This is a genomic window from Cohnella sp. 56 (genome assembly GCF_037963805.1).
Lineage (GTDB): Bacteria > Bacillota > Bacilli > Paenibacillales > Paenibacillaceae > Cohnella.
In genome coordinates, this window is sequence record NZ_JAZDQE010000008.1 from 33,256 (window position 1) to 60,182 (window position 26,927).

Below are 26,927 nucleotides of genomic sequence, written 5' to 3' on the forward strand. Positions count from 1 at the left end.
TTGCCGTCTGCGCCAGATGACAAGCATTGTCGGGGGGAAATATGAGGAGAACATTGCGGGGATGTTGGATGGCGCTGCTGGTCGTGCTGCTGACCGGCGCGGGCTTGGGCTGGAGCGGCGCAGGCGTCGCGGCGGCAGAGGAGGCCGCTTCGCTGATCGTGAACGGCGGAGCGGAGCTGGCCGGGGGAGGGACCGGACAACCGGAGGGCTGGACGCAGGACATATACGCAGCTGATGCGAACGGGACGCCGGTCAGTACGCTGACGCTCGGTCAAGACGGCGGACACGACGGTCAAGGCTACCTGAGCGTCGCCAGCACCGCGGAGAACGATGCGCGCTGGATTCAGCCGGTCGCGGTCGAGCCGGACAGCGTCTACAAGCTGTCCGGCTGGATTCGCGTCGCGGGCGGACTCGAGGGCCGCACGGGAGGCAATCTGTCGGTGCTCGGCATCGCCGCGCCATTCCCCGCCCTGACCGACACGGGGGGCCAGTGGGAGCAGGTCGAGTGGTACGGCAGGACGGGGCCGGACCAGACGAGCATCACCGTCGCAGCCCGGCTCGGCAGCTACGGCAGCCTGAACGGCGGCCGGGCGGACTTCGACGACATCGCGCTCGAGCGCGTCGCGGAGGCGCCGGCCGGCGCCTCCGTCATCCCGCTATGGCCCGAAGCCTACGCCGGCGCTGCGTCTGGCGGCGAGAAGGCCGCCGACGGCCGCGGCACGTATACGGCCATGATGTTCCTGCTCGCCGCCGTCTATGCCGCGCTCGCGTGGGGGATCGTCTCCTTCTTGCGCCGCGCGGAGACGCCGCTATCGTCCGGCAGCAGCGTCAGCGGCAGCACCGGCCAAGGAGGCGCGCGGCTGCCTGCCGGAGCTGGGGCTCGCGGCAAGGGGACCGCCATGCTCCTCTTCGGATGCGCGCTGCTCATCCGTGTCGTCTGCGCGCCGATCATGCAGGGGCATCCCATCGACGCGCTCGACTTTTATTTCTGGGCGAATCATGCCTTTGAAGCGGGACTGCACGGCTTCTATACGGCCGATATTTTCGTCGACTATCCGCCCGGCTATATCTACGTGCTGTACGTCGTCGGCGCACTGCAGAAGCTGATGCATATCGGCTATCCGTCCGCCGGCGCCGCGCTGCTGCTCAAGCTGCCGTCCATCGCGGCCGATCTGGCGGCGTCGTACATCCTGCTGCGCCTCGCGCGTCCGCGATTCGGCGCCGCGGCCGGGATGGCGATCGCGTCCCTCTATTTGTTCAACCCGATGGTGTTCCACAACTCCGTCGTCTGGGGCCAGATCGACTCGTTCCTCGCGCTGTTTATCCTGCTCGCCGTCTGGGCGATCGCCGCGGGCAAGCTGCCTTATGCCGCGGCCGCCGTCGTCGCCGCCGTGCTGATCAAGCCGCAGGCGGTCGTGATCATCCCGGTGCTGCTCCTCGCGCTCATCGTCCGCCGCAGCCGCAAAGCCTGGGGCGAAGCGGCGCTCTACGGCGTTGCCGTCTTCGTGCTGCTGGTGCTGCCGTTCTCTCTGCGGCAGGACCCGGGCTGGATCGCCGAGCGCTACCGGGCGATGTTCGACAGCTATCCGTATGCCACGCTGAACGCCGCCAACCTGTACGGCCTGCTCGGGCTCAACGGCGTCAAGGTCACGGCCGCGATGGCGTTCTGGAGCAATCTGTCGGTCGTGCTCATCGTCGCTTATATCGTCTGGCTGGCCTGGCGGCACCGCAAGCTGGCGGTCGCGCCGCTGTGGACGTATCTCGCGTTTTTCACATTCCTGCTCGTGTTCACGCTCAAGACGAGCATGCATGAGCGCTACGGCTATCCTGCGGTCGCGCTGGCGCTGCTCGCGTTTATTTTGCTACGGGACCGCCGCTTGCTGTGGATGTTCCTCGGGCTCACGTTTACGAACTTCGTGGACGCCGCCTATGTGCTCTTCTTCGGACTGGACAAAAACTACTATTTGTCCCAGACGGACGGCTTTTTCCGCTTGCTGTCGCTGTGCAACGTCATCATCGCGGCCTATGCCGTCCAGGTCGGCTGGACACTGGGCAAGGGCAAGCCGCTTGCGAGCGCCGTGTCGGCTGCATCGGCGACCGCCCCGTCTCAAGGCCGCCGGGGCGGCCCGGCCGCAGCCCGCAAGGGCATGCCCGCGAGCCCAGCATCGGTCCGACCGGCATTCGACATAACGTCGTCAGACGGCGACGGCAAGCTGTCCCGCCTCGACCGCCTGCTCGTCGTCGGCCTGACGCTCGCCTACGGCATCATCGCGCTCGTCAACCTCGGCACGATGCGCGCGCCCGAATCCGGCTGGACGCCGGTCGCACCGGCGAGCGCCATCGTGTACGACTTCGGCGAGCCGCAGTCCGTCGCCTCCGTCCTCTGGTTCGGCGGGACGCGCGACGAAGGGCGCGCCGACGACAGCACGATCGAGCTGTCCCAGTCGGCGGACGGCGCGAATTGGACCGGCGCGCTGTCGTTCGCGCTGAACGGCGGCTCCGTCTTCCAGTGGAAGGAACAGCCCGTCGCCATCAACCAGCGGTACGTGCGCGTCACGGCCTCGAATCCCGGCTGGACGCTATACGAGCTCGCCTTCCGCGACGCGACCGGACGAAGCGTGACCCCGGTCAAGACGAGCGAAGGCGGCGGCGCGCTGCTCGACGAGCCGGGCGACGTGCCGAAGAAACCTTCGTATCTCAACAGCATGTATTTCGACGAGATCTACCACGGCCGCACCGCCTACGAATTCCTGCATCATATCGAGCCGTACGAGAACACGCATCCCCCGCTCGGCAAAGGCATCATGGCGCTCGGCGTGGCGATCTTCGGCATGAATCCGTTCGGATGGCGCATTATGGGCACACTGCTCGGCATCGCCATGGTTCCGCTCATGTATCTGCTGGCCAAGCGGCTGTTCGGGCGCACCGAATTCGCCTTTGCGGCGGCGTTTCTGATGACGTTCGACTTCATGCACTTCGCGCAGACGCGCATCGCGACGGTCGACGTTTATGGCGTATTTTTTATTCTGCTGATGTACCTTTACATGTACAAGTACTACGTCCGGGCGATCGCAGGAGAGAGCTTCCGCCGCGTCGCCGTGCCGCTCGCGCTGGCCGGGCTGTTTTTCGGACTCGGCGCCGCGAGCAAGTGGATCGATATTTATGCGGGCGGCGGATTGGCGGTCATATTCGCGATTACGCTGTGGCGCCGCCGCGCGGAGCGGGCGTTTCTGCTGCGTACGGTGCTGTGGTGCGTGCCGTTTTTCCTGATCGTGCCCGCGCTCATCTACACGGCGAGCTACATTCCGTTTTTCCTCGTCCCGGGGTCGGGCCACCGCTTCCATGACATGCTGACATATCAGGAGTTCATGTACAACTATCACGCCCACCTCGTCGCGACCCATCCGTTCGCCTCAAGCTGGTGGGAGTGGCCGCTCATGGTCAAGCCGATCTGGTATTACGGCGGCAGCGTCGGTGCCGACCAGGTGTCGAGCATCGTGTCGATGGGCAATCCGGCGGTATGGTGGACCGGCATCGCAGCCGTCGCGGCTGCGGTCGCCCTGCTGTTCAGAGGCCGCGCGCGCGATCCGCGGCTCGTCTTCCTGCTGATCGGCCTGGCCGCCCAGTTCCTGCCGTGGGTCGGCGTGTCCCGCTTGACGTTTATCTACCATTTCTTTGCGAGCGTACCTTTTGTAATCCTCCTGATCGTCTACGTATTGAAGGCAGGCAGGGATCACGGTTGGATAAGGCGCGGCCACGTCTACGGCTATCTGGGCGTCGTGCTGCTGCTGTTCGTCCTGTTCTATCCGATCCTCTCGGGCATGACCGTGGACAAGTCGTACGTCGCGCACACGCTGCGCTGGTTCCAGTCGTGGATCTTCAACAGTTGAGCGGGGAGGGGCGGATATGGACCGGTCGGAAATAAAAGCGGCCGTCTGCCCGCTCTGCGGCGGGCCGAACGGCTGCGCGATCGCGGAGGGGAGAGCAGCGACGTCCTGCTGGTGCATGAGCGTAGTGATATGCGCAGACGTGCTGGCGCGCGTACCCGACGCGCTGCAAGGCCGAGTCTGCATCTGCGCCGCCTGCGCCGGCGCGCAGCGCGGTCGATCCGAGGTCTAGCCGCCTGTCCGCCGGCCCGTTTCCCTCGTCGTGACTCAGGCGCGCCTCCGGCATGGCCGCCGCTAAGCCGCCGCGCCAGCCGGAACAACTAGCCGAATTTATTACATGTCCTTTCCGAATCGAGTCCATGGAATCCCCCTTGTCCGTGTAATAAGTTAGAGTTCAACACTGACAAACGGGGGTTATTGTATGACGGCATCGTTCAACGGATTGGGCATGAATCTCGGCAGCCTGTCCCTTTTATCCAAAGCAAAAACGCGTTCAATCAGTCCCGAGAACCCGACAGGGGAGAAGGGGAAAGGCGGGATGGCCGAGCAGGGAACCGGCTCGCATTGTGCGCGGGAGCTGGGACGCGGCTGGAAAATATCGCCCAGCATCGCCATTCCGGCAGGTACGACGGCAGTCATCGCGGACGTTGACGGACCGGGAGCGATTCAGAGCATGTGGTTCGGCGGCTATGTCGGCCGCGACTTTATTTTGCGTATTTATTGGGATGGCTTGGAATCGCCTTCGGTGGAAAGTCCGTTGAGCGATTTTTTTGCTTTGGGCTGGGAATCGAACACACGCGGACCTTTTACGGGGCCGCACGCCCAGATCAGCTCCGTCCCTGTCGCGGTCAATCCGAATCGCGGCCTGAATTGCTTCTGGGAGATGCCGTTCCGCGAGCATTGCAAGATGACGATCGAAAATATCGGGCCGAAGGAAAACGGTCTTTACTTCCAAATCAACTATACGCTGACTGCAGTGCCGGATAATGCGGCTTATTTTCATGCGCAATTTCGGCGGACCAATCCCGTTCCTTATATGCAGGATTATACGATTGTCGACGGCATTAGAGGGGAAGGGCACTATGTCGGGACAGCGCTTTTTGTCGGCTTGAACGGCGCGGGCAAGTGGTGGGGCGAGGGAGAAATCAAATTTTTTATGGACGGGGACGGCGAGTTTCCGACGATCTGCGGAACCGGGACGGAGGATTACTTCGGCGGCGCCTACGATTGGGATGTGGAAGGAAAGTATACGTCCTATACGACTCCGTACATGGGGCTTCACCAGATTCTTCCCGCCGACGGGCTGTACGTTTCCCAGCAGCGGTTTTCCATGTATCGCTGGCATGTGATGGACCCGATCCGATTCGACAGCGATCTCAGAGTGACGCTTCAGGATCTTGGCTGGCGGGGCGAGACGCGGTATTTGCCGCGGCAGGACGATATGGCTTCGGTCGCCTATTGGTACCAGACGATTCCTTGCGCGCCGTTCCCGCCGTTCCCGACCCGGGACGAGATCGAAGTCATTTAAGGAGCTGACGTCGATGAGACAACCATTCACGTATACGGGGAAAAATACAAATGAAATATCGTTCCCGCTCGGCGGCATCGGTACGGGCAGCATCGGACTGGCCGGCAACGGCCGGCTCGTCGATTGGGAAATTTTCAATCGCCCCAATAAAGGCGGCAGCAACGGGTTTTCCTTTTTTGCAGTCAAGGCCGAAAGGGCGGAAAAGGTCATTTTCGCCAAGGTGCTGCACGGAGATTTGGCGCCGCCGTATCACGGAACGGGAGATACGCCTTACGCGGGCTATGGGCACGGCGTGCAGCGGGAGTCGATGTCCGGCTTTCCGCATTTTCGGACAGCCGCGTTCAAGGGGCAGTACCCGGTGGCGGAAGTGACATTTTCGGACGACGAAGACCAATCGGGAACGTCCGGACACAGGGCAGAACGGAGCGGCCGTGCGGCTTCATGCGGGACGTCTCCGCTGCAGGCGAAGCTGACGGCGTACAGCCCGTTCATTCCGCACGCGGACGACGATTCGTCGCTCCCCGCTGCCGTGCTCGCTTACGAGATCACAAATGTGTCCGACGAGACGCTGGACGTGACGGTGGCCGGCTGCATGGCCAATCCGGCCGCAGGCGGAGCGGTCAACAGCTATGAGGAGCGGGCAGGGTTCCGCGGCGTCCGCTTGGGCACGTCGACGATAAGCGAAGAAGAGCCGGAGTACGGCAGCTTGACGATCAGTACGGATATGGACGACACAAGCCATCAGAACTATTGGTTCCGGGGCATCTGGTTCGACAACGTCACCGTATTCTGGCAGGAGTTCAACCAGCCCGGACCGTTCAAGCCGCGAGACTACGACGACGAACGGAAGAAGCAGGAGCACGTCATTCACAACCATAAGGATACGGCGACATTGGCGGGCAGGCAGTCGATTCCGCCGGGCGAGAGCCGGATTTTCCGCTACGTGCTGACGTGGCATTACCCGAATTACGCCAACTACTGGAACCCGGGAGCCGACAAGCCTCCCGTCTGGAAAAACCACTATGCAACGCGTTTTGGCGATTCCATCGATATCGCCGCCCACGTATGGAGCCGGCTGGACGAGCTCGAAGCGCACACCTTCTCCTTCCGCGACACGCTATTTTCCTCTTCGTTGCCGGAATCGGTGCTGGATGCCGTATCCGCCAATTTGTCGGTGATCAAGTCGCCGACCGTAGCCCGCCTGACAGACGGCACGCTGTACGGCTTTGAAGGCAATCACATGAAGGAAGGCTCCTGCGAAGGCTCGTGCACGCATGTGTGGAACTACGAGCAAGTGACGCCGTTCCTGTTCCCCCATCTCGCCCGCACGATGCGCGAGGCGGAATACCGATACTGCTACTTCGAGAGCGGACGGATGGCTTTCCGCATGATGCTGCCGCCCGAGGGACGCGACAAGCTCGACTTTCATGCCGCCGCCGACGGACAGCTCGGCAGTATCGTCCGCTTTTACCGCGAGTGGAAAATATCCGGCGACGACGAATGGCTGCGCCGGCAGTGGCCGAGGGTCAAGCGTTCGCTCGCGTACGCCTGGTCCGAAGAAAACGCCGACAAATGGGATGCGGATCGGGACGGCGTGCTTGAAGGAACCCAGCATCATACGCTGGATATGGAGCTGTACGGACCGAGCTCGTGGCTGAACGGTTATTACCATGCGGCATTGCTGGCCGCCGCGCAAATGGCCGATGCGGTCGGCGATCCGGACGGGAACGAATACCGGGAACTGTTCCGGCGCGGCAGCGACTGGGTGGATCGGCATCTGTTCAACGGCGACTACTTTTATCAGAAGCTCGATCTGACAGATACGCGATATCCGGTCGATCCCGAGCTGGGACAAGTCAAGTACCAGGTGGCGGAAGGCTGTCATATCGATCAGGTGATCGGCCAATGGTTCGCGCATACTACGGGGCTCGGCTATATTTTCGACCGGGAGAAAGTCAGATCGGCTTTGTCGGCCATCTATCGCTACAACTTTGTCGGCCCGATGCGGGAATATGCCAACGCTTGCCGCATCTATGCGCTGAACGACGAGAAAGGCGTCATGATCTGCACCTATCCGCACGGCAACAGCCCGTTGATCCCGATTCCTTATGCCGGGGAGTGCATGAACGGATTCGAGTACCAGGCAGCCTGTCATATGATCCATGAAGGGCTCGTGAGGGAGGGGCTCGATATTGTGGAAGCGATTCGCGCCAGATACGACGGAGAACGTCGCAATCCGTGGAATGAATTCGAATGCGGCAGCAACTACGTTCGCTCGATGGCATCGTACGGCTTGCTGCTGGCGTTGAGCGGCTTCTCCTACGACATGCGCGCCGGCGCAATCGGTTTTGATCCGGCGGCAATGCCTGAGTCCGACGACGAAGCCGGCGTCTCGACGTTCCGCTGCTTCTGGTCGATGGGCAAGGGCTGGGGCCAGGCCACGATCGCGGATCGCGAGATCGGCCTCGATCTGCGCTACGGACAGCTGACGCTGAATTTATTCCGCAGTCCCAAGCTGACGAGAACGAGCCGCATTCAGGCTTTTGTCGGAGACGGAGCGGCCTTTGCCGAACCGTCCGCCATGCACCCTGTTGCCTGCCGGGTGGATGCCGATGGCGAAGTTTGCTTCGAGGAGCCGCTCACGCTGAAGGCAGGCCAGCGATTGGCGATCCGCATCGGTTAAGCGTTGACGGGGAGACAGTCAGATGGACGAAGGACCGCGATACAGCCACAATCGGCGGCAATCGCGGTCTTTTCGATATCGGACATCTATGCTTTAATGAAAATGTATGCGCATTCAAATCGGTGTGCATTCATAAGACTCTCCGGCAGCGAAGGGAAAGGCTACAGCACAAAGGGGGAGACGCTGCATGTTCAAGGTGTTGTTGGTGGACGATGAGCAATGGGCGCTCATGGGGCTAAAAAGCAGTCTGGCGTGGGAGCGGGCGGGTTTGACCGTCGTGTGCGAGACGACGAATTCGGTCGCTGCGCTGGAGACGATCGAGCGGCTGAAGCCGGATGTCGTGTTCTCGGATATTCGCATGCCGGTCTATTCGGGCCTGGACTTGATGAGAATATGCCGCGAGAGGGGCATTACCTCCGAATTTATTATCGTCAGCGGCTATGCTGAATTCGAATACGCGAAGAGCGCGCTGAAGTACGGCGCGTTCGATTATTTGCTCAAGCCCATCAATGAGGATGAATTGCAAAAGCTTGCTTCGAAGCTTGTCGTCCATCTGTCGGAAAAGTCGGTCTCCGAACGCGGCGCCGATTTGTTCGACTTCGAGGCGTTGTTTGAGCAAAGCGAGATCGGACCTGGCAGCCGCTATGCAAGCTTCCAGGCATGCCTGCTATCGGGCGTCGCCCCGAACGACATCGCCGCCGCCATGGCGATCAAGGACGTGTCCAGCTTCATTCTGAAGGTCGGACACGGGCAGTACATGGTATTGCTGAACTTCGCGCCTGCGGCCGTGCAAGCCGTTGAAGAAGCGGTCGGCGAGCTGCTGCGCCAGGCCAATCGGTCGGACGGCTCTACCGGGGCGGGCTTCAGCGAGACGGCAGCGCGCTTGACCAACTGGAATAAGCTGCTGAATCAAGCCTTCAAGGCATATGCCTCCGGCTTTCTCGATGCCGATCGTCCGCTGCGCCGCTATACCCGCGCGGATACGGAGGCGGTGAAGCAACTGGTCGACAGGTTTTTCACGGCCGCCACCGCCCGCCGCGCGGACGAACTCGGAGATCTGTGCCGCTCGCTCCCGGCGACGTTCAAGCAGCCCGGCTTCGGGATCGAAGCAGTCGAATATTTTCACAACAGCCTGTCGGTGCTGTACCGTTACAAGTACGGAGAACGGTTTGCCGAAGCGGCGCTGGAGCCGCTCACCTACAACGGATTGGCTGCCAAGCACAAAAATATCGACGACTACGTGGCTTATTTAAGTCACGCCTGCGGCGGCTATGCAAGCGGCCAATCGAAGCCGACCGCCTCCGACGAGGATTTCGGCAGGCTGCTCAGCCATATTCACGCCCATTTCAGCGAAGACCTCTATCTGGGCGACCTCTCCCGCGATTTCCATATCAGTCCGACTTATTTATGCGAGTTGTTCCGCAAAAAAACGGGTCAAACGTTCACCAAATACATCAACGAGCTCAGGCTGGACAAAGCCAGGGAGTACATGCTGCTATCCGATATCAGCATGGCCGAAATCTCCGAGAAGGTCGGCTTCAAGGATTATTTTTATTTCAGCAAGCTGTTCAAGAAAAATGTCGGCGTCAGTCCCGCCCAATACCGGAAGGGCGAATTCCAGCATGAAAAAGCTCTATAACGTCAAGCTGATCTATTTGTTTGTATTGCTCGCGTTAACGGCCATTCTGACCAACGTCATCCTTCAGGCGTATTATTACGTCAACTTTGACCTGATCACAAGAAACAAAGCGGACGATTACTTCTCGTCCATCATCGAGCAGGTGCAGGGCCGGGTAGAAGCGACGCAAAAGGAAGTTCAGAACAAATCCAACGAAATCGCCTACAGCCGATTGCTGCAGGAGTATTTGAATTCGCCGGACAAGTCGAAGCAGGCGGAATATTTTCCGCTTGTCGTCGATTACATCTCCAATGTTATCCACTCGACCGATTACATCAAAGGCATCCGCGTCCTTGAAAGTCTCGATCATTATATAGGAGCCAACGCGGGTGATGAATATAAGGACGTGACCGGCGACATCGTCAAGGCAATCGATGCGCAGCAACTGCTGGGGAAGGAAAATGCGCTCAAAAAGCCGCTGTTCACGGGACCCTATCGCGACCCCGACAGCGACGCTTTTTATTACGCTTACGTACAGCCTATTTTCAAAACGATGCCGGGAGATTTCTCGTTCGAGCCGATCGCGATCGGCGTCTTCATCTGCAGCGCGGACAATCTGCAGGCGCTCGTCGATTCGATATCGGTATCGGAGCGTTCCGTGCTGGCTTTTAGTCTCAACGATACGATTATATCGACCAACCGGGTGCGCATGCTGGGCGATTCGCTCACCAGCAACTTCAGCGCCGAGCTGGCGCAGATCCGTTCCAAGGGAGAAGCATCCGGCCAATCGGACAAGCAGTTGCTGAAGTTCACCCGGATGAACGATGAGAGCTGGACGATTTTTTTGTCCATCCCGATTGGAGACATCACCACGGACACGGCGGGGCTAAAGCAGAGCGGACTTGTGATCAGCATTTTGGAGATGCTCTTTTTTCTCGTTGCCGGATTTTTCCTCATTCGCGTTATATACCGTCAGATCTCTCATCTGCTCGCGGACATCGTCCAGGCGAGCCGCAGGGAGGGCGGCTACCGGCTCCAGGTGCGCGGCAAAAACGAAGTGGGCATCATCTCCCTCCATATTAACGGCATGCTGCGGAAAATCGAGGCGGCGAACGAATCGCTGCTCCAGACGCAGGAGCGGCTGTACGCCACAGAGCTCGAGAAGAAGCAGTCCGAGGTCAACGCGCTCCACAGCCAGATCAACCCGCATTTTCTGTACAACACGCTTGAATGTATCCGCAGCATCGCGAAGTACCGGGACGTGGACGAGATCGCGCAAATTTCCTCGGCGATGGCGCACATCTTTCGCTACAGCATCAAGGCGGACGATTTCGTTGCTTTGCGGGAAGAACTGGATATTTTGAATGCCTATTTCAAAATTATGAATATCCGGTTTCAGGAGCGGTTCTCCTTTGTGGCGGACATCGAGGAGGAGCTGCTTGCGTGCCGGACGATCAAGATGCTGCTGCAGCCGATCGTCGAAAACGCCTTCTATCACGGCTTGGAAAAAAGCTACGACAAAGGAACGGTGACGCTGACGGTATCCGCGAAGGACGAACGCATCGTCATTCTCGTCGAGGACAACGGAATCGGCATGACGCCGGAAAAGCTGGCGTCGCTCAGGCGGATGCTCGAAGCGGTCGGATCCTCCTTTTCGGTTCACGGCGACAACCGGAGCATCGGACTCGAGAACATCGCCAAGCGAATCGCGCTTATCTACGGACCGGCTTACGGCATGACGATCGACAGCGAGGCCGGCAGCGGTACGACCGTAAGGATCGAAATACCGAAAATAAGACATGTCGAAGCAGAACTCAGTCCATCCTCGCAGCAGACGGGTTAAGGTACGATAATGACGTAGCACAAGAAGGAGGGACAGCATGAAGTACCGTGCTATAAAATTTTGCCTGGCGATGTTGGCAGCGGTCTCATGGCTGCTGTGCGGCGCCGGCTGCAAGTCGGATTCCGCCGTCGACGAATCGACGAACGGAGGCATCGTCGAGCGCGCGCCGACGGAAACGCTCCGTATCGCCTGGATGGAAAGTTCGAAGTGGGGGAAGGACAATATTGCGGATCGGCTCGAAAAGATGTTCGGCATTAATTTTGATTTCGTCAGCTTGAACTGGTCCGATGCGGCCAACAAGCTTAATGTCATGGTCGCTTCGGGAGACGTGCCCGATCTGTTTTACTATCCGGCGCTTGACGATCTGTCGACGAAGTCCGTGTATATCAAATGGGCGGAGAGCGGCATTCTGAAGCCGCTTCCGGACGATCTCGGAAAATATCCGAATATTGAGAGAGTCATGAAGCAGTACGATTACATGAAAATCGGCGGCAAGCATTACTCGATTCCCCGGTTGGCCTGGCAGCCGGAAAACCAGCATCTGTCCGTCGGCATGCTCGTCCGAACGGATTATATGCGGCAGCTCGGCTTCGCGAATATGCCGACGTCGCTCGACGAATTCGTGAATTTGCTCACGGCGATGCGCGACGGAGACCCGGATCGCAACGGCAAGTCCGATACGATTCCTTTCAGTCCGGGCAGCGTCGGTCTGCTGTTTCTGCAAAGCCTGTTCGGTTTGCCGAACGGTTGGATTCAGGAAAACGGGCGTTATATTCCGTCGTACATTTCGGAGAAATACTTGGCATACACGAAGTTCGTCAAACGGCTGTACGACGAAGGTCTGCTCGATCTCAACTTCGCAACCGAAGGACCGGAACAAGCCAGCGACAAATTCGCCGCCGGGCAGGTCGGCGTCGTCGGCGCGCAGTTGGAGGCGACCAGCATGCAGGTCACCTTATTCGACAAGATGGCGAAGTCGGTGTCCGATCCTTATGAGATCGTGGATTTATTGCCGATCACGCAGGGACCTTACGGCGATCTGGTGATGACGAACCAATTCAACCACTACTCTGCGACATTGTTCGGGGCGCATATGAGCGACGAAAAAATGGATCGCAGTCTGAAGCTGTACGATTTCTTGCTATCCGACAAAGGGCTCGAGCTTATGCGTTGGGGCATCGAGAATGAGGATTTCCGCAAGGAAGACGGCCGCTACATCGATATTCGCAAACCTGAAAGCGCTGCCGGACTGCCGAGATCCCTCAACGTGGAGAAGCCGACGACCAATCTGAAGCTGCTCGTCTCGTGGGACGTCGACGGGGGCTGGGATAATCCGTCGCTGGCGAAGCCGCTCGTCGAATTGGAGAAGAAACATATCGCGATCTACCAGAAATATATTCAGCAGGACAAAGGCGCGAGAATCAACTATCTTTACGAGCCTGCGCTCGACCAATTCAATTACACGGATCTGACCCAGGCATTTTTCAACAACGCGGTGCTGGGCAAATATCCCGACATCGACGCCGCCTTCGGGCAGATGGTTCGGCAGGTGCTGAACGAGCGGGGCGGCAGCGCAGCGATTCGCATCGCGAACGAACGCGCGGTGGGCATGCCTTAGCACCTGCGCGGCTCTCCGCAAGCGAGAGAGTCCTGAGATCAATATGTATGTAATGGAGGATGACCGAAAATATGAGATCGGATAAAAAACGTAAAACTTTCGCCGCAGTCACTGCGTTGCCTGTGTTCTTTGCGCTGCTCGTCGGCTGCGCCGGCAAAAGCGACGAGGCCGGCTCCCCAAGCCCGTCCGCGAGCGCGCCGGCTTCGGCGCAGACGGCAAAGACGACTGACCAGACACCCAAGGAAAAAGTCGAGGTATCGTTCTGGGCGTTGCAATTCGAGCCTTATATGGACGAATGGTGGAAAAAGTGGGTCGCCGAATTCAATGCGCAAAGCGACAGTACGATCATCAAACTGGAAATCGTGCCGAACGGCGAGCCTTATCAGCAAAAGCTGAAAGCGGCGCAAGCGGCCGGAACGGCACCCGAAATCGTGCAGAGCTCGTGGACGGACGTAATCGGCAAGTACGCGACGAACGGCCTGATGCTGCCGCTCGACGACTATCTCAGCCAGGATGCGTTCGACAATCTGTTCCCGATCGCCCGGCAAGCCGTTACGTATAAGGGCAAGCACTATGCGTACCCGCTGTTCGTCGAGCCGGCAGGCGTGTTCTACTACCGAAAAGATAAATTCGCCGAAGCCGGACTCGATCCGGAGAAGCCGCCCGCAAGCTGGGACGAGCTGATCGAATACGGCAAGAGGCTGACCAAGGAAGGCCAATACGGCTTCCAGATGGCCGGCCCGGCCGCCGAAGCGGGCATCGTCTCGTGGGAGCTCGAATATATGCTCGGTACCGGCGCCATCTCCGACGACTGGTCGACGGCTACGGTCAACGACGACAAGCACAAGCAAATTTTGCAGTTCTGGAAACGGCTCTACGACGAGAAGATCGTACCTAAGCAGCCGCTGTCCGGCTGGTCCGATCTGAAGCCGCTCAGCGAAGGCAAAGTGGCGATGCAGCTCTCCGGCTCGTGGGGGCTCGGCCAGCTTCGCGGCGCTTACAAGGACCAGGTCGATATGAAAAACATCGGCGTATCGTCGATGCCGACGCCGGACGGCGCGACAGGTGTCACGACGACATCGATGGGCGGCTGGTTCCTCGGCATCGACGGCAAAGCGAAGCATCCGGCAGCGGCGGCCGAGTTCATCTCCTGGCTGCTCTATGACAACAACGAGCCGATGCTCGATTTCTTCAAAGCGGCGGGCTACTGCAGGTTCCCGATTACGAACAAGCTGAACGACGCCGTCAAGAGCGATCCGGAGGCGAGCGCAGACCCGTTCTTCCAGGCGATCATGGCAAAAATCATTCCTTACGCGCTGCCGGAGCCGTCTTACCCGTTCGATATTCGCCTCGCGATGGGCAGCGCGATCGATCGCGTCATCATCGAGGGCATGGACATCGACAAGTCGCTGGCCCTGGCGGAAAAGGAAATCAACGACTTCATTAAGAAGAACGATGTCCAGGCGAAACGGCCGAACGCCTGACCTGATCGTTCGAGCCTGACTTCTACGCCAGAAAGCAACGGCCGGAGCCCGCTTGTGTACGGCTGCCGGCCCGTTGTTTTCACCCCCCTGTTTTTTATGCGCTTTAACGAGGTGAGGCAACCATGAAGGCCAAACAAAAACAAGCATTGCAGAGTTACGTTTTTTTGCTGCCGGCGCTGATTACGATTACGACATTCGTGATTCTGCCGCTCATTTATTCTTCCGTTGTCAGCTTCTTCAACTGGAGCTTCTACACGGAGTCCACTTTTGTCGGTCTGAAAAACTACGCCCGCGTGCTGTCCGACAACAAATTTTGGGACGCCATGCTCGTATCGCTGAAGTTCGTGGCGATCCTGCTGCCTTCGCAGGTGCTGCTCGCGTTTTTGTTCGGTCTCCTCCTCCGCAGACTGCAAGGGAAAACCGCTTCCTTCGTCAAGACAAGCATCTACATTCCCTACGTGATGTCGGGCATCGTCACCGGCCTGCTATTTTCCTTTATGTACTATTACGAAGGCGGCTTGCTCAACTCGATTGCCGGATGGTTCGGCATCGAGAAGATCGCCTGGCTGATCGATCCCAAGTTCGTCGATTTTGCCGTCGTGCTGCCGGCCATCTGGGTTTCGCTTGGATACAACTCCCTGCTCATTCTCGCCGGGCTGAACGATATTCCGAGAATTTATTACGAAGCGGCGTCGCTGGAGGGCGCAAGCCCGCTGAGACAAACGATTTTTATTACCGTTCCGCTCATGCGCAACCTGTTCGTATTCATTATCGTGACCGGCGTCATCGGCACGCTGCAGTTTTTCGATCTGCCGCTCATTTTGACGAACGGAGGGCCGATGGACAAGACGACAACGCCGATGCTGCTCATTTACCGGCGCTATTTGATCGACTCCGATCTCGACTTTTCCATTGCCGCATCGCTCGTCATGTTCGTCATTCTCGGGACGGTGTCCGCGTTTATATTCAAATTGATCAATTCGCAGAAGGCCCAGGAGTAGCGCCATGAAGGAGGTTTACCCTTATGACCAGTCGGTCTAGCGACGGAATCGTACTGCGGCTGTTCGGCCTGTTGATCGCCTTCGTGGCGCTGTTTCCGCTGCTGTGGGCGATTATCGCCGGATTTAAGAGCGATTCGCAAATATTGGCGGTACCCTTCCGCTTTTTCCCGAAGGTTTGGGACCCGACCAACTATGCAGCGCTTTTCGGTGACGAAGCGTTTTTGCGTTCGTTGGCCACCACTTTTTTTGTTGCCGGCGTGACTACGGTGCTGTCGCTGTTTTTCAACTCGCTGGCGGCGTTCGCTTTCGCGCGGATGACGTTTCCTTTCAAGAAGCTGCTGTGGGCTTACGTGATGATACCGCTGTTCGTTCCGGCGATCTCCATCCTGATTCCTTCGTACATTATCGTCAGCAAGCTGCACCTGGTCGACTCGGTGCTCGTCCTCATGCTTCCCTTTATCGTCGGGGTTTACGGTGTTTTTTTCATCCGGCAATTTTATTTGAACATTCCGAGCTCTTACGAAGAAGCGGCGATCATTGACGGGGCTTCCTATTTTCAGGTGTATACGAAAATATTTTGGCCGCTGTCCCATCCGCCGTTCGTCATCGTCGGCGTCGGCTCGTTTCTGGGCATGTGGAACTCGTTCGTATGGCCGATTATGACGATCTCGAATCCGAAGCTGTTCCAGATCATGCAGTTGCTCGCTTATTTCCGCAATCAGTACGGCTCGGAGATCGGCTTGTGGCTGACCGGCAGCACGATCGCGGCGCTGCCGATCATTATTTTATTTCTTGTTTTCCAGAAATACATTATCGAAGGATTGAAGATTTCCGGCCTCAAATAACAAGGAGGAACAGGACAATGAAATCTTTCCTGAAAATCGGTTTGTGCGCCTTGCTCGCCTGGGGGACGATCGGCTTCGGCCCTTCGTCTTCCCGGCCTGTTTATGCGGCGTCGATCATCAAAAACGGCAATTTGGAGACCGGCGGATTGACGGGGCCGGGCAATGGCTGGACGGTTCATACGACGTCCGGCGAGGCGCCCGCGACATCCGCCAATCTCGCCGCTGTCGATAGCAACAAGCAGGGCGACTATTTCCTGGCTACGGGCGTCATGAAGGACCGCTGGACGATCTCGGGCGGCAAGCTCAATCTGAATCGCCAGAGCGAAGAAGGCGACATGTTCGTACAACGTCTGAATGCGGCCGCTTCGGCAGATATGGAGCTGTCGGCCGTCATCAACATTGCGGACGGCGGGGCGACCGCCGGCTTGAAGTTCCGCGCGGACGATCGCAATATGAAAGCTTACGGCTTGCTGTTGTACCCGGGCTCGGACGAGCTGGCGCTGGTCAAATTCCCGTATATGGGAGAGGGCAACCTGCTGCATACGCAGCCCTATACGCTTAATACCGGCACCGATTATACCGTCAAGGTGCAGAGCTACAGCCAGGGCGGCAATGTCGTCATTAAAGTGTACATAGGCGGTACGAACGTGTTCAATTACACGGATGTGAACCAGCCTTCGCAGCCGTTCTATTTCCAGCCGGACGGCGTTTATGCAGGCGTTACCGCCAACACGGCAAAAGTGACGTTCGACGATCTGACGCTCAACAACTTCGCCGGCGGCGCCTATGTGTCGAACGTGTATGCCGACAATTTCAGCTCGAGCTCGCTCGCTGCGAACTACAAGCTGTTCCCGGGCAACAAAACCATTATCGACGATAGCTTCGTCGGCCTGATCGCATCCGACTCGTTTACGATCGACAACAATTACATCACCTTCCGCATGGCGGGACAGGAAGATGCGGCGAACGAATACGTCGCGCTCGTGCGGGATTCCGACAATGTGATGCTGTACAAGGAGACGGGGGAAAATAACGATTATATGTCCGTCAAAGCGTGGGATGTAACCGCTTACCAAAATGAGACGGTCCATATTGCTCTCGTCGATAATGGAAGCGGAGGCCGCGCGCATATCGTGGCGGACGATTTCCGGCTGACCTCGGCGCTTCCGATGGAGAAGGACGTCAGCATGCTGGAGAGCCAGGTCGGTTATCATACCGACGGCATCAAGCGAATTTATTTGCGCAGCGCCAAAGCAAATCCCGATGTCGATCCGGCAGGCCGAACGTTCCAGATCAAATCGGGCGGCACGACGCTCGGCAGCGGCACCGTTTCGAGCCGCCTGGAGAAGTGGGGCAGCTATTGGTGGGTGCTCGATTTCAGCGATTTTAAGACAGCCGGCACCAACCTTCATGTACAATTGGACGACCTTGTGTCTTCAGAATTCGATATCGGAGACCATGTGCTGACGGACAACAACCAACTGATCACCATCGCGCTCGATCAGCTCGAAGCGCGGGCGGTACCGGGCAAGAAAGGCTGGCTGGACAGCTCGGGAGACATTCGCGAGTTAACGTCGATGATTATCGCTACGAACGCGCTGATCGACATTTACGACAACTTCAACGGGCAATTGTCGTCGGCCAACCAGACGCGGCTGTACAATCTGATTGCCGACGGCGCCGATTATGTGGCCGCTGCCCAGCAGCCTGACGGCCGATTCGTGCACGATCTGTATCCGAATCCCTGGGGCGGCTACGAGGTGCTGACGCTGCATGACGCTATCTACGCGATGACGGCGCTGGCACGGGCGTATCAGGTTACGTCGGACAGCGATTATCTGGACGCGGCGGCCGCCGCCTACGACATGATTCAGGCGCGGCAGGACTCGCCGGACGGCTACAATCCGCTGTCCGAGATCGACTACCACGGAGACGGCAACGGCTTGACGTTCACGTCGCGCGGCGCCCGCATCGAATATTACATTCCCGATGCGTCGTGGACGATGCCGACTTCGATGAAAACCAAAGAAAAAATGACCTATTTATGGGCCAATACGCTGCTGTACAGGCTGACGGGCAATTCGAACTATAAGAATACGGCGATCGAGCTGGCCGACTCCGTGGCGGAACGCCAATTCACCGACTTCAACAATCCGGTCGGTCCGGCTTACGGCAACTTCTACGAATTCGAGGGCTACGACAACGCCTTCGTCAAGGAATGGATACAGGCGTACGGCATTCTGCTCGGATACATCGAGCCGACGAACCTGAAGGGGTTCATCGATCTGATCGAGCTGGAGCCCGGCCATGCGAACGTAGCCAAATGGTACAATGTCGTGCGCACCTACGGCGAGAATTACATCAAGAAGACGGCCGCGGACAACCCGCTCGGCATCTATCCGGTAGCCGCGTATGCCGATCCGGCGTACAGGGACGTCAAGTATTTTCAGTCGATCGCGCACGGGGCTACTTCCTTGTACGGCATGATCGCGAAAAACATTTTGGAAATCGGCAATTTCCTGGGGGACGCCGAGTATCAGAAGCTGGCTGAGAACAATTTGCAATTCGTCGTCGGCCTCAATCCCGGCATTCCGAATTCGCCGAAGGAGACGGCATGGGACGCGCGTTCGCTGCTTAAAAACATCGGCGAGCGTTCCTTCCAAGGCTTCGGCGGACTGAGCGAGGCGCCGGACGGGAGCGGCTACAACGGCTTCAGCGCCGTCGACCAATTCGTGCAGAAGGACATTCGGCTGGCGCCGGACGCACCCAAAGGCATCCTGCGTCCGAACGGGCTGCTGCAATTCAACGAGGATTATATCCCGCACGGGCTCGGCTACGCCGGCGGTCTGGCATTTCTGGAAGGCCCGTTCAAGCTGAAGGTCGCGGCGAAAAACAATGGCAGTCCGGTGTCGGCATCGGTAAACGTACAACTGGCGGCGCCGCACTCGGCATCGACCGGTCCGGGCGGAGAGGTAACAGTTACGAATTTGCCGCTCGGCCAATCGGGTACGCTCAGCGTGACCTACGGCTCGACGACGATTGAACGCCCGATCGCCGTCATCGGCGGGGGCCATCTGGAATGGTCCGTCGATTTCGCCGATTACGTGGGCGTGACCGTTGCAGTGCCGGCCGCGCTGACGACAGGTCATGCGCAGCAGGGAACGGTGACGCTGCACAACTATGGCGGCGGGAGTGTGACAGGAACGCTGTCGCTGCTTGCCGACGGCGCGGCGCTGTCGTCCGGCACCGGCAGCATAACGATTGGCGCCGGCAGTACGGTGACGCAGACGTTCGACGTTGTGCCGGGGAGCCGCACGATGCCTTATCTCGTGCATGCGCGCTTCGTCTCGCCGCACAACGCTTCGACCGCGATCGGCTACGGCAGCGTGCAGAGCTCGACCTCGCAGCTGCTGGCCGACGATTTCTCGTCCGGCGATCTGGCGGGCTGGGAGAGGACGTTCTCGGGAACATGGTCCACCGCTTCCGGCAAAGGACAGGTCGATACGGCAGGCGCGAACGACGCCTACGCCCTGTACCGGGGACCTCGGGCGCAAAGCTTTACGTACGAAGGCGACCTGTCGATCGCTACCCAGTCCGGTACGCCGCGCGGCGCGGCGGGGTTGACCTTCTGGTCGAACGACGACGGTACGAAGCGGTACGATCTCGTCATCGACAAGGGCGACAGCACGATCAAGATCATCAAGCGGCCCTACAGCATCGTGGACTATCGCCCTGTAGCTGGCGGGTTGGCATACGGACAGACTTATCATGTCAAGCTGGTCGTGAGCGGCACGAGTGCGGCGGTCTACCTGGACAATATGTCGACGCCGGTCTTCACGACGACGCTCCCCGACTTTTTCCCGGGAGACGGAGACAATCCGTGCAGCGCATGCGACCGCTTCGGCATCTTTGGCTACGACAACGGCGCCGTCGCGTTCGACAATCTGTCGACGACGCTGCTCCGGCCTGTCACCGGCGTCACGCTGAACAAAAGCTCGCTGACCTTGACGCCGGGCTTCAAAGAGACGCTGCGGGCCAGCGTCGCCCCGGCGAACGCGGCGAACCTGAATGTGACCTGGACGTCCAGCGATCCGTCGATCGCCGCCGTCTCCCCGAACGGGGTCGTTACCGGCTTCCGCGAAGGAACGGCTGTCGTTACGGCTGCGACAGCCGATGGGGCCTATACCGCTGCGGCGACCGTCAATGTCAAGCTCGTGAGCGAAGACTTCAGCACCGATGCTTATTTTATGAACACTTGGTCCATCTATGCAGGGGCCTGGTACGATATTCCGGCGAACGGAAGCGTTGAGGTCGCCAGTCCGAAAGGCTTCGCCTACAGCGTCAACAATATGGCGGAGGCCGCCGACTTCGTATACAGCGCCAAAATCAAGCTGAAAAGCGGCGCTTCGGCGGGACTAAGCTTCCGCCTGGATGAAGCGGGAACGCAAGGCTACGATGTATCCATCGACACAGGGGGAAATATACAGTTTGCCGCAAGACCCTACGGCGGTGCGATCGGCACCGCTTCGTATACCTACAGCGCCAGCAAGACGTATGTGCTTAAAGTGGTGGCGGAGCAGTCGCGTATCAAAGTATATTTGGACGGTGTCGAGAAGATTAACGTAGCAACGAATCACCAGTACTCGCGCGGACGGTTCGGCTTGATGGCCTTTCAGTCGACCGCCGAATTCGACGATGTCGAGGCGACCGGGATTCCTTTGAACGACAATTTCGACGACAACAGCCTGGACGGATGGACCGCCTCAGGGGTATGGACGAATGCGTCGCACAAGCTGCAGTTCAATACAGGCGCCGGGAACACGGCGATCCTGACGAACGACGCGGCGAGCGCTAACAATTTTATTTATGAAGGAGACGTTGCGCTTGCCTCGGGCGACGCGGGGCTCAGCTTCCGCCTGAATGGCGCCGCTACCCAGGGCTACGATCTGATCCTGAGCCAGGGCGGAGGTGTGGTCAAGCTTGCCGAGCGGCCCTATGTCCTGATTGCCAGCGCATCGTACACGCTGAACGCCAATCAGACCTACCATGTTAAAGTAATCGCATCCGGTGAGCATATCCAGGTCTATGTGGACGGCACGAAAGTTCTCGAATCCTATTCGGCGGCCACCTATAAGGAAGGGAAATTCGGCTTGCTCGCTTACAGCGCGACCGGCACCGTGGACAATCTGAAGGCGGCGTTTCTTGAATCGCCCGGAAGTTATACGGACAGCTTTTCCTCTTCGTCCATGACCGGCTGGCGGGCAGTAGGAGGGACATGGTCGAACGGCTCGAATAACAGGCAAGGCATCGCTACGACTGCAGGCGGCGAGCAAATTTATGAGGACGTGATCGGCGACAATATGACCGTGTCTGCAGACGTAACCATCGATTCAGGCACTGCTGCGGGACTTGGATTCCGTCTTAACGACTACAGCACTGGCGGTTATACCGTCATTCTCGACAGACTGGACAGCGGCGGTATTTTGAAGCTGGCGACGAAGCCTTATGCCGTGCTGGGCGCCTACTATTTACCGGTAGCGACGAATACCGTCTACAACATCAAGGTAGAGGCCGACGGACCGAGAATCAAGGTATATTTGAATAACGTCCTGCGTATCGATGTCACGGACAAGCAATATTCGCGCGGCAAGATCGGACTGTTTGCTTACAGCAGTACCAGCCATTTTGACAATTTGAATTATGCCAAGATCGATTCGTAAAGAACAGAACACCGATACGATTGAACGATTTTAAAAAAGAATTGGATTTAGGCGCCGAGACTTGGCAAGAACGAGAGCCTCCTGCAATCAAGAGGGGGCTCTCGTTTTTGCCGCGAGACCTTTCTCGGCTTCCCCGGATCATGCCGGTTGCTGCGTCGGCTCCATCCATCGGCCTGTCTCCCGCAGGTATTGCTGCGGGCACTATAGTACAGCGACTTGAAGATCCTCCGGAGGCCGATACCCGCGCTGCAGCTCGCCGATAGACAATCCGAAGTCCATCTGCAGATGCGGATAGTCGGGAAAACTCTTCCAGTCGCCGCCCCAGGAGAAGCCCAGCCGCTTGGCGATCGCGACGACCTCCATCCAGTCGGCTTGCTTGTTGCCGTTGCCGTCGTAGTTCATGTCCCAGATGACGTCGCCGTTCTTCTTGCGGAGCGCGAAGTCGATAGCCAGGCCGTAGTTATGATACGACTGGCCGCCCTTGGCATTGGTGACGACCGCGCCCGGATCGCTCCGTCCCTGACGGTAGATCGCGTCCTGCTCGGCCGAGCTGCGAAAGCCGTCCGTAATCAAGATTCGTATGCCCCGCGCCTTGGCTTCCGTCTCAAGCGTCTTCATCTTCGCGGCCACAACCGGGTGCAGTGCGGAGACTGGAGGCACCTCATGCCAAAGGTCCGCAGGCAGCAGCCGCCGAACGTGGGGCATGCCGACAGTCCAGACGAGGACGACTGCGACACAAGCGGCGAGAAGCAGACGGAGTCTGGCGCGGGAGGGGGCGGCGTGTCCCCGCGTGCGTGTCGACGCGATTGATTCCATATTCATCATTTTTTCCTCTCCAACACTATCTTTTTCTTTCTATTATTCTCTGAACGGCCAACCGCAATACGTTTATTATATAAGGCCGCGGTTTCTATTCCCAAGCTCGCGAGTCGATGATGACGAGCATCCATTTTGTAAAAAGGTGCTTGCTTAAACTAATGATATTAGTTATATTAAAACTAATAACATTAGTTAATGGAGCGGAGGCTGCGAATATGAAAATCACAACAAACAATATGCTGCATCAGCTATCCTTTATGCCGCGGCTGTTCCCTGTGAACGCCTACTTCACGGAGGAGCAGGACAGCCTGACGCTGATCGACGCGGCGCTTCCGTACAGCGCCAAGGGCATATTGTCGGCAGCGGCCCGCATCGGCAAGCCGATTCGCCGCATCGTGCTGACGCACGCACACGGCGACCATATCGGCGCGCTCGATCGGCTCAAGACGGCGCTGCCCGAGGCCGAGGTGCTCATATCGGCCAGAGAGGCCAAGCTGCTCGCCGGCGACCGGACGCTGGAGCCTGACGAGACGCCATCCTCCGTGCGCGGAGGCGTGCCGAAGCCGGGCGCCATCCGCACCCGCCCGGATACGCTGCTCGCGGACGGGGACCGGGTCGGCTCGCTGCTCGCGGTCGCGACGCCAGGCCACACGCCCGGCTCGATGTCCTTTCTGGACACGCGGACGGGCGCGCTGATCGCCGGAGACGCGCTGCAGGTGCGCGGCGGCATCGCCGTGTCGGGTCAGATGCAGCCGCTGTTCCCGTTCCCGGCACTGGCCACCTGGAGCCCGGCAGAAGCGCTTCGTTCCGCGAGACGGCTGCTCGAGCTGAAGCCGACGCTGCTCGCCGTCGGACACGGCCGAATGCTTGCGAATCCGCGCGAGGTGCTGACCGCCGCGATTCAGGCGGCCGAGCGCCGCCTGCAGTCGCCGGAGAAGGGAGGGGCCAGCCATGTCACCGCGAATCGGCCTTGACCGGGCGGCCCTGCTGCAAGCCGCGACGGAGATGGCCGACGCGCACGGTCTCGAATCCGTCACGCTGGCCTCGCTCGCACAGCGGCTGAAGATCCGCTCGCCCTCGCTCTACAACCACGTGAACGGCTTGCCCGATCTGCGCCGGGAGCTGGCGCTGTCGGGTCTCGTCAAGATGGCCGAGAGCTTCGAGTCCGTGCTTGCCGAGACTTCCGGCGACGAAGCGCTTCGCGCCATGAGCCGCGCATATCTGTCATTCGCCCGGCAGCATCCCGGCCTGTACGAAGCCGTGCAGCGCGCGCCCGATCCCGAAGACCGGGTGCTCCGCGACGCAGGCGGAAGGGTTGTCGGCCTCATCGTCCGCACGATCCAGACATACGGGCTGCAAGGAGACACGGCTATCCACGCCGTGCGCGGCATCCGGAGCCTGCTGCACGGATTCGTGACGATCGAGCGACAGGGAGGCTTCGGCATGCCGCTGGATCTGGATATTACATTTCGGCTGCTGGTGGAGACGTTTATCGCCGGAATCAAGACATTAAGGGAGCAAGCAGAGGCCGAACGATGAGCAGGACAGTCTGAGGCGCGGCGCGGGTCGAGCACGGCTCGATCCGTGTTATACCTATTTTTCCCGTTTTAACGATATCCCCTTCGGTCAGGTCGTCCGTTCGATCCTCATGCCGACCATCCCTGACGGAAGGGGATACTGTTAAAACGGTGCGGAGGAGTACCGGTCCGGTCGTCCCTGACGGAAGGGGATACTGTTAAAACGGTACGGAGCAGTGCCGGCTGGGCCGTTCCTGACGGAAGGGGATACTGTTAAAATGGCGCGGAGCAGTGCCGGTCCGGTCGTTCCTGACGGAAGGGGATACTGTTAAAACGGTGCGGAGGAGTACCGGTCCGGTCGTCCCTGACGGAAGGGGATACTGTTAAAATGGCGCGGAGCAGTGCCGGTTGGGCCGTCCCTGACGGAAGGGGATACTGTTAAAACGCGATAGAGCGGTGTTTGCCGCATGGAATGAAGCTGCTCTGGAGCGCGGCCTGCTTGGTGCTGCTTGACAGCGGATTCGGTATCGGATATAGTGTAACTTACTAAAAGTAATTTACTTAAACGTGATAAGAGAGGGCGATCTATATGACTCGTTCTATTCATCCCGATACCGATCTTGGCACTGTATACTTGAAAGTTGCGGAGCTGGATCGCTCCATTCGTTATTATGAGGAGGTCATCGGCCTCAAGCTGATCTCCCGCGAGGGCGCGGTGGCGCGGCTCGGAACCGGCGGCTCCGAGGCGCTGCTGCAGCTCGAGCAGCTGCCCACAGGCGCGGTCCAGGCGCCGCGCAGACGTACGGGGCTGTACCACTTCGCGATTCTCGTGCCGACGCGTGAAGCGCTTGGACTGGCGGTACGCAACTTCCTGCAGCGGCGCGTACCGGTCGGACAGGGGGATCATCTCGTCAGCGAAGCGATCTATCTGAGCGACCCGGACGACAACGGCATCGAGGTATACGCGGATCGTCCGCGAGACACGTGGAGCTATACGCCGCAGGGCGAAGTCGTCATGGCGACCGATCCGGTCGACATCGAAGGGCTGCTCGCGCTGGCGGGCGACAAGCCGTGGACGGGACTGCCGGCCGGGACGATCATGGGCCATGTGCACCTGCACGTCAGAGATTTGCAGGAGGCGAAGCGGTTTTACGTCGATACGCTCGGCTTCGATATCGTCGCAAACTACGGCGGCCAGGCGTTGTTCGTATCGGCGGGCGGCTATCATCACCATGTCGGCCTCAATACATGGGCGGGCGTCGGCGCGCCGCCTCCGCCGGTCAACGCCCCGGGCCTGATCCACTTCACGGTCCGTCTGCCGGATGATGCGGAACTGGCGCGGGTGCTGAGCGCCCTGCAGGAGAACGGCGTGACGGCCGAGCGGCGCGAGGACGGCTGGATCGCCAGCGATCCTTCGTCCAACCGTGTGCTGCTGACCGTCCGCGCTTGACCGCCACACTGCGAATAGAAGCCTTCGGCGCCGCTGCCAGCGGCTGCCGAAGGCTTCTTTTTTTCGACGATATCAATCTTCCTGCGACGTCAGAATGACGGGGCCGTCCTTCGTAATCGCGATCGTATGCTCGAATTGGGCGGACAGCTTGCCGTCCATCGTGCGCGCGGTCCAGCCGTCCTCGTCGATCATCATCCGCCATGTGCCCTCGTTGATCATCGGTTCGATCGTGATGACCATGCCTTCCTTGAAGCGGAAGCCCTTGCCCGGCTGTCCGACGTGCAGGAAGCTTGGCTCCTCGTGCAGCTCCATGCCGATGCCGTGCGCCGCCAGCTCCCGGACGCAGGAGAATCCGTTCGCTTCTGCGTGCCTCTGCAGCGGATACATCGCATCGCCGATCCGGTTGCCGATGACGGCGTGGCGGATACCGATGTCGAGACACTCCTTGGTCACGCGCATGAGCTTCTCGGCAACCGGCGACAGCTCGCCGACCGCGTATGTCCAGGCCGAGTCTCCGAGCCAACCGTTCAGCTCCGCAACCGTGTCGATCGTGACGATATCTCCGTTTTTAAGCGGCGTATGGTTGGGAAAGCCGTGCGCGATCACATCGTTCACCGAGGCGCAGGTCGCAAATTTATAGTCCTTGTACGTCTTCGTAAACGGCCGTGCGCCGTAGCTGGCCATCACGTCCTCGACGAGCTCCTCGATCTGCCAGGTCGTAACGCCGGGCTTGATCATCTTCCGGATTTCCTTGTGGCAGGCGGCAACGACGGCGCCCGCTGCTCTCATATGCTCGATCTCCCTGGGAGATTTCAGCGTCACCATGCGTACTTGCTCCTTTCCGACTATGGTCACCTTACACCTTTTGACGATATGGAGTCAATTTGCCGCTAATCGCAATGTATGTCGGATAG

Annotated in this window: 16 protein-coding genes; 14 read left to right on the forward strand and 2 right to left on the reverse strand. The window is 59.0% G+C overall.

Annotation, left to right across the window (positions count from 1 at the left end; translation table 11 throughout):
* Nucleotides 1-68: 68 nt before the first annotated feature.
* The 11 genes from VQ071_RS15240 to VQ071_RS15290 all read left to right on the forward strand — a co-directional run bounded on the left by VQ071_RS15240 (nucleotide 69) and on the right by VQ071_RS15290 (nucleotide 22,227).
* Entirely contained in the window at nucleotides 69-3,890 is a 3,822-nt protein-coding gene (locus tag VQ071_RS15240) for a phospholipid carrier-dependent glycosyltransferase (RefSeq protein ID WP_340514926.1), read from the forward strand.
* 16 nt (nucleotides 3,891-3,906) lie between these two features.
* Complete coding sequence (locus VQ071_RS15245) at nucleotides 3,907-4,119, forward strand: cysteine-rich CWC family protein (RefSeq protein WP_340514927.1); 213 nt, start codon at nucleotides 3,907-3,909, stop codon at nucleotides 4,117-4,119.
* Nucleotides 4,120-4,308: 189 nt separating this feature from the next.
* Nucleotides 4,309-5,415, forward strand: coding sequence for a glycoside hydrolase family 172 protein (locus VQ071_RS15250; protein WP_340514928.1), 1,107 nt, complete (start codon nucleotides 4,309-4,311; stop codon nucleotides 5,413-5,415).
* A 13-nt stretch (nucleotides 5,416-5,428) separates the two neighbouring features.
* The gene (locus VQ071_RS15255; protein WP_340514929.1) at nucleotides 5,429-8,098 is read left to right on the forward strand and encodes a GH116 family glycosyl-hydrolase; all 2,670 of its coding nucleotides are present in this window, start codon (nucleotides 5,429-5,431) and stop codon (nucleotides 8,096-8,098) included.
* A 187-nt stretch (nucleotides 8,099-8,285) separates the two neighbouring features.
* Nucleotides 8,286-9,737, forward strand: coding sequence for a response regulator transcription factor (locus VQ071_RS15260; RefSeq protein ID WP_340514930.1), 1,452 nt, complete (start codon nucleotides 8,286-8,288; stop codon nucleotides 9,735-9,737).
* A complete protein-coding gene (locus VQ071_RS15265) occupies nucleotides 9,721-11,559 on the forward strand; it encodes a sensor histidine kinase (RefSeq protein ID WP_340514931.1) in 1,839 nt (612 codons plus the stop codon). The genes VQ071_RS15260 and VQ071_RS15265 overlap by 17 nt, the downstream gene beginning before the upstream one ends.
* A 37-nt stretch (nucleotides 11,560-11,596) precedes the next feature.
* Nucleotides 11,597-13,177: an extracellular solute-binding protein gene (locus VQ071_RS15270; RefSeq protein ID WP_340514932.1), complete on the forward strand. Its 1,581-nt coding sequence runs from the start codon at nucleotides 11,597-11,599 to the stop codon at nucleotides 13,175-13,177.
* Between the two features lie 71 nt (nucleotides 13,178-13,248).
* On the forward strand, nucleotides 13,249-14,661 hold the full coding sequence (locus VQ071_RS15275) for an ABC transporter substrate-binding protein (protein WP_340514933.1): 1,413 nt from the start codon (nucleotides 13,249-13,251) through the stop codon (nucleotides 14,659-14,661).
* Between the two features lie 122 nt (nucleotides 14,662-14,783).
* Complete coding sequence (locus tag VQ071_RS15280) at nucleotides 14,784-15,662, forward strand: carbohydrate ABC transporter permease (RefSeq protein ID WP_340514934.1); 879 nt, start codon at nucleotides 14,784-14,786, stop codon at nucleotides 15,660-15,662.
* Nucleotides 15,663-15,685: 23 nt separating this feature from the next.
* On the forward strand, nucleotides 15,686-16,507 hold the full coding sequence (locus VQ071_RS15285; protein WP_340514935.1) for a carbohydrate ABC transporter permease: 822 nt from the start codon (nucleotides 15,686-15,688) through the stop codon (nucleotides 16,505-16,507).
* 17 nt (nucleotides 16,508-16,524) lie between these two features.
* On the forward strand, nucleotides 16,525-22,227 hold the full coding sequence (locus VQ071_RS15290; protein ID WP_340514936.1) for a family 16 glycoside hydrolase: 5,703 nt from the start codon (nucleotides 16,525-16,527) through the stop codon (nucleotides 22,225-22,227).
* Between the two features lie 201 nt (nucleotides 22,228-22,428).
* Here the strand turns inward: VQ071_RS15290 and VQ071_RS15295 are convergent, their stop codons facing one another.
* Nucleotides 22,429-22,932: a M15 family metallopeptidase gene (locus VQ071_RS15295; protein WP_340515146.1), complete on the reverse strand. Its 504-nt coding sequence runs from the start codon at nucleotides 22,930-22,932 to the stop codon at nucleotides 22,429-22,431.
* Nucleotides 22,933-23,261: 329 nt separating this feature from the next.
* Between VQ071_RS15295 and VQ071_RS15300 the strand changes: the two genes are divergently transcribed.
* The 3 genes from VQ071_RS15300 (at nucleotide 23,262) to VQ071_RS15310 (ending at nucleotide 26,013) form a co-directional block, all read left to right on the forward strand.
* Nucleotides 23,262-24,020 carry an MBL fold metallo-hydrolase gene (locus tag VQ071_RS15300; RefSeq protein ID WP_340514937.1) on the forward strand — a complete coding sequence of 253 codons (759 nt, stop codon included), beginning with the start codon at nucleotides 23,262-23,264 and terminating at the stop codon, nucleotides 24,018-24,020.
* Complete coding sequence (locus tag VQ071_RS15305; RefSeq protein WP_340514939.1) at nucleotides 23,998-24,585, forward strand: TetR/AcrR family transcriptional regulator; 588 nt, start codon at nucleotides 23,998-24,000, stop codon at nucleotides 24,583-24,585. The genes VQ071_RS15300 and VQ071_RS15305 overlap by 23 nt, the downstream gene beginning before the upstream one ends.
* A gap of 567 nt (nucleotides 24,586-25,152) precedes the next feature.
* Nucleotides 25,153-26,013 (forward strand): VOC family protein, encoded by an 861-nt coding sequence (locus VQ071_RS15310; protein ID WP_340514940.1) that lies wholly within the window; start codon nucleotides 25,153-25,155, stop codon nucleotides 26,011-26,013.
* A 72-nt stretch (nucleotides 26,014-26,085) separates the two neighbouring features.
* Here VQ071_RS15310 and map read toward each other — a convergent pair whose 3' ends face one another.
* Entirely contained in the window at nucleotides 26,086-26,838 is a 753-nt protein-coding gene (gene map, locus VQ071_RS15315) for a type I methionyl aminopeptidase (RefSeq protein ID WP_340514941.1), read from the reverse strand.
* Nucleotides 26,839-26,927: the final 89 nt, after the last annotated feature.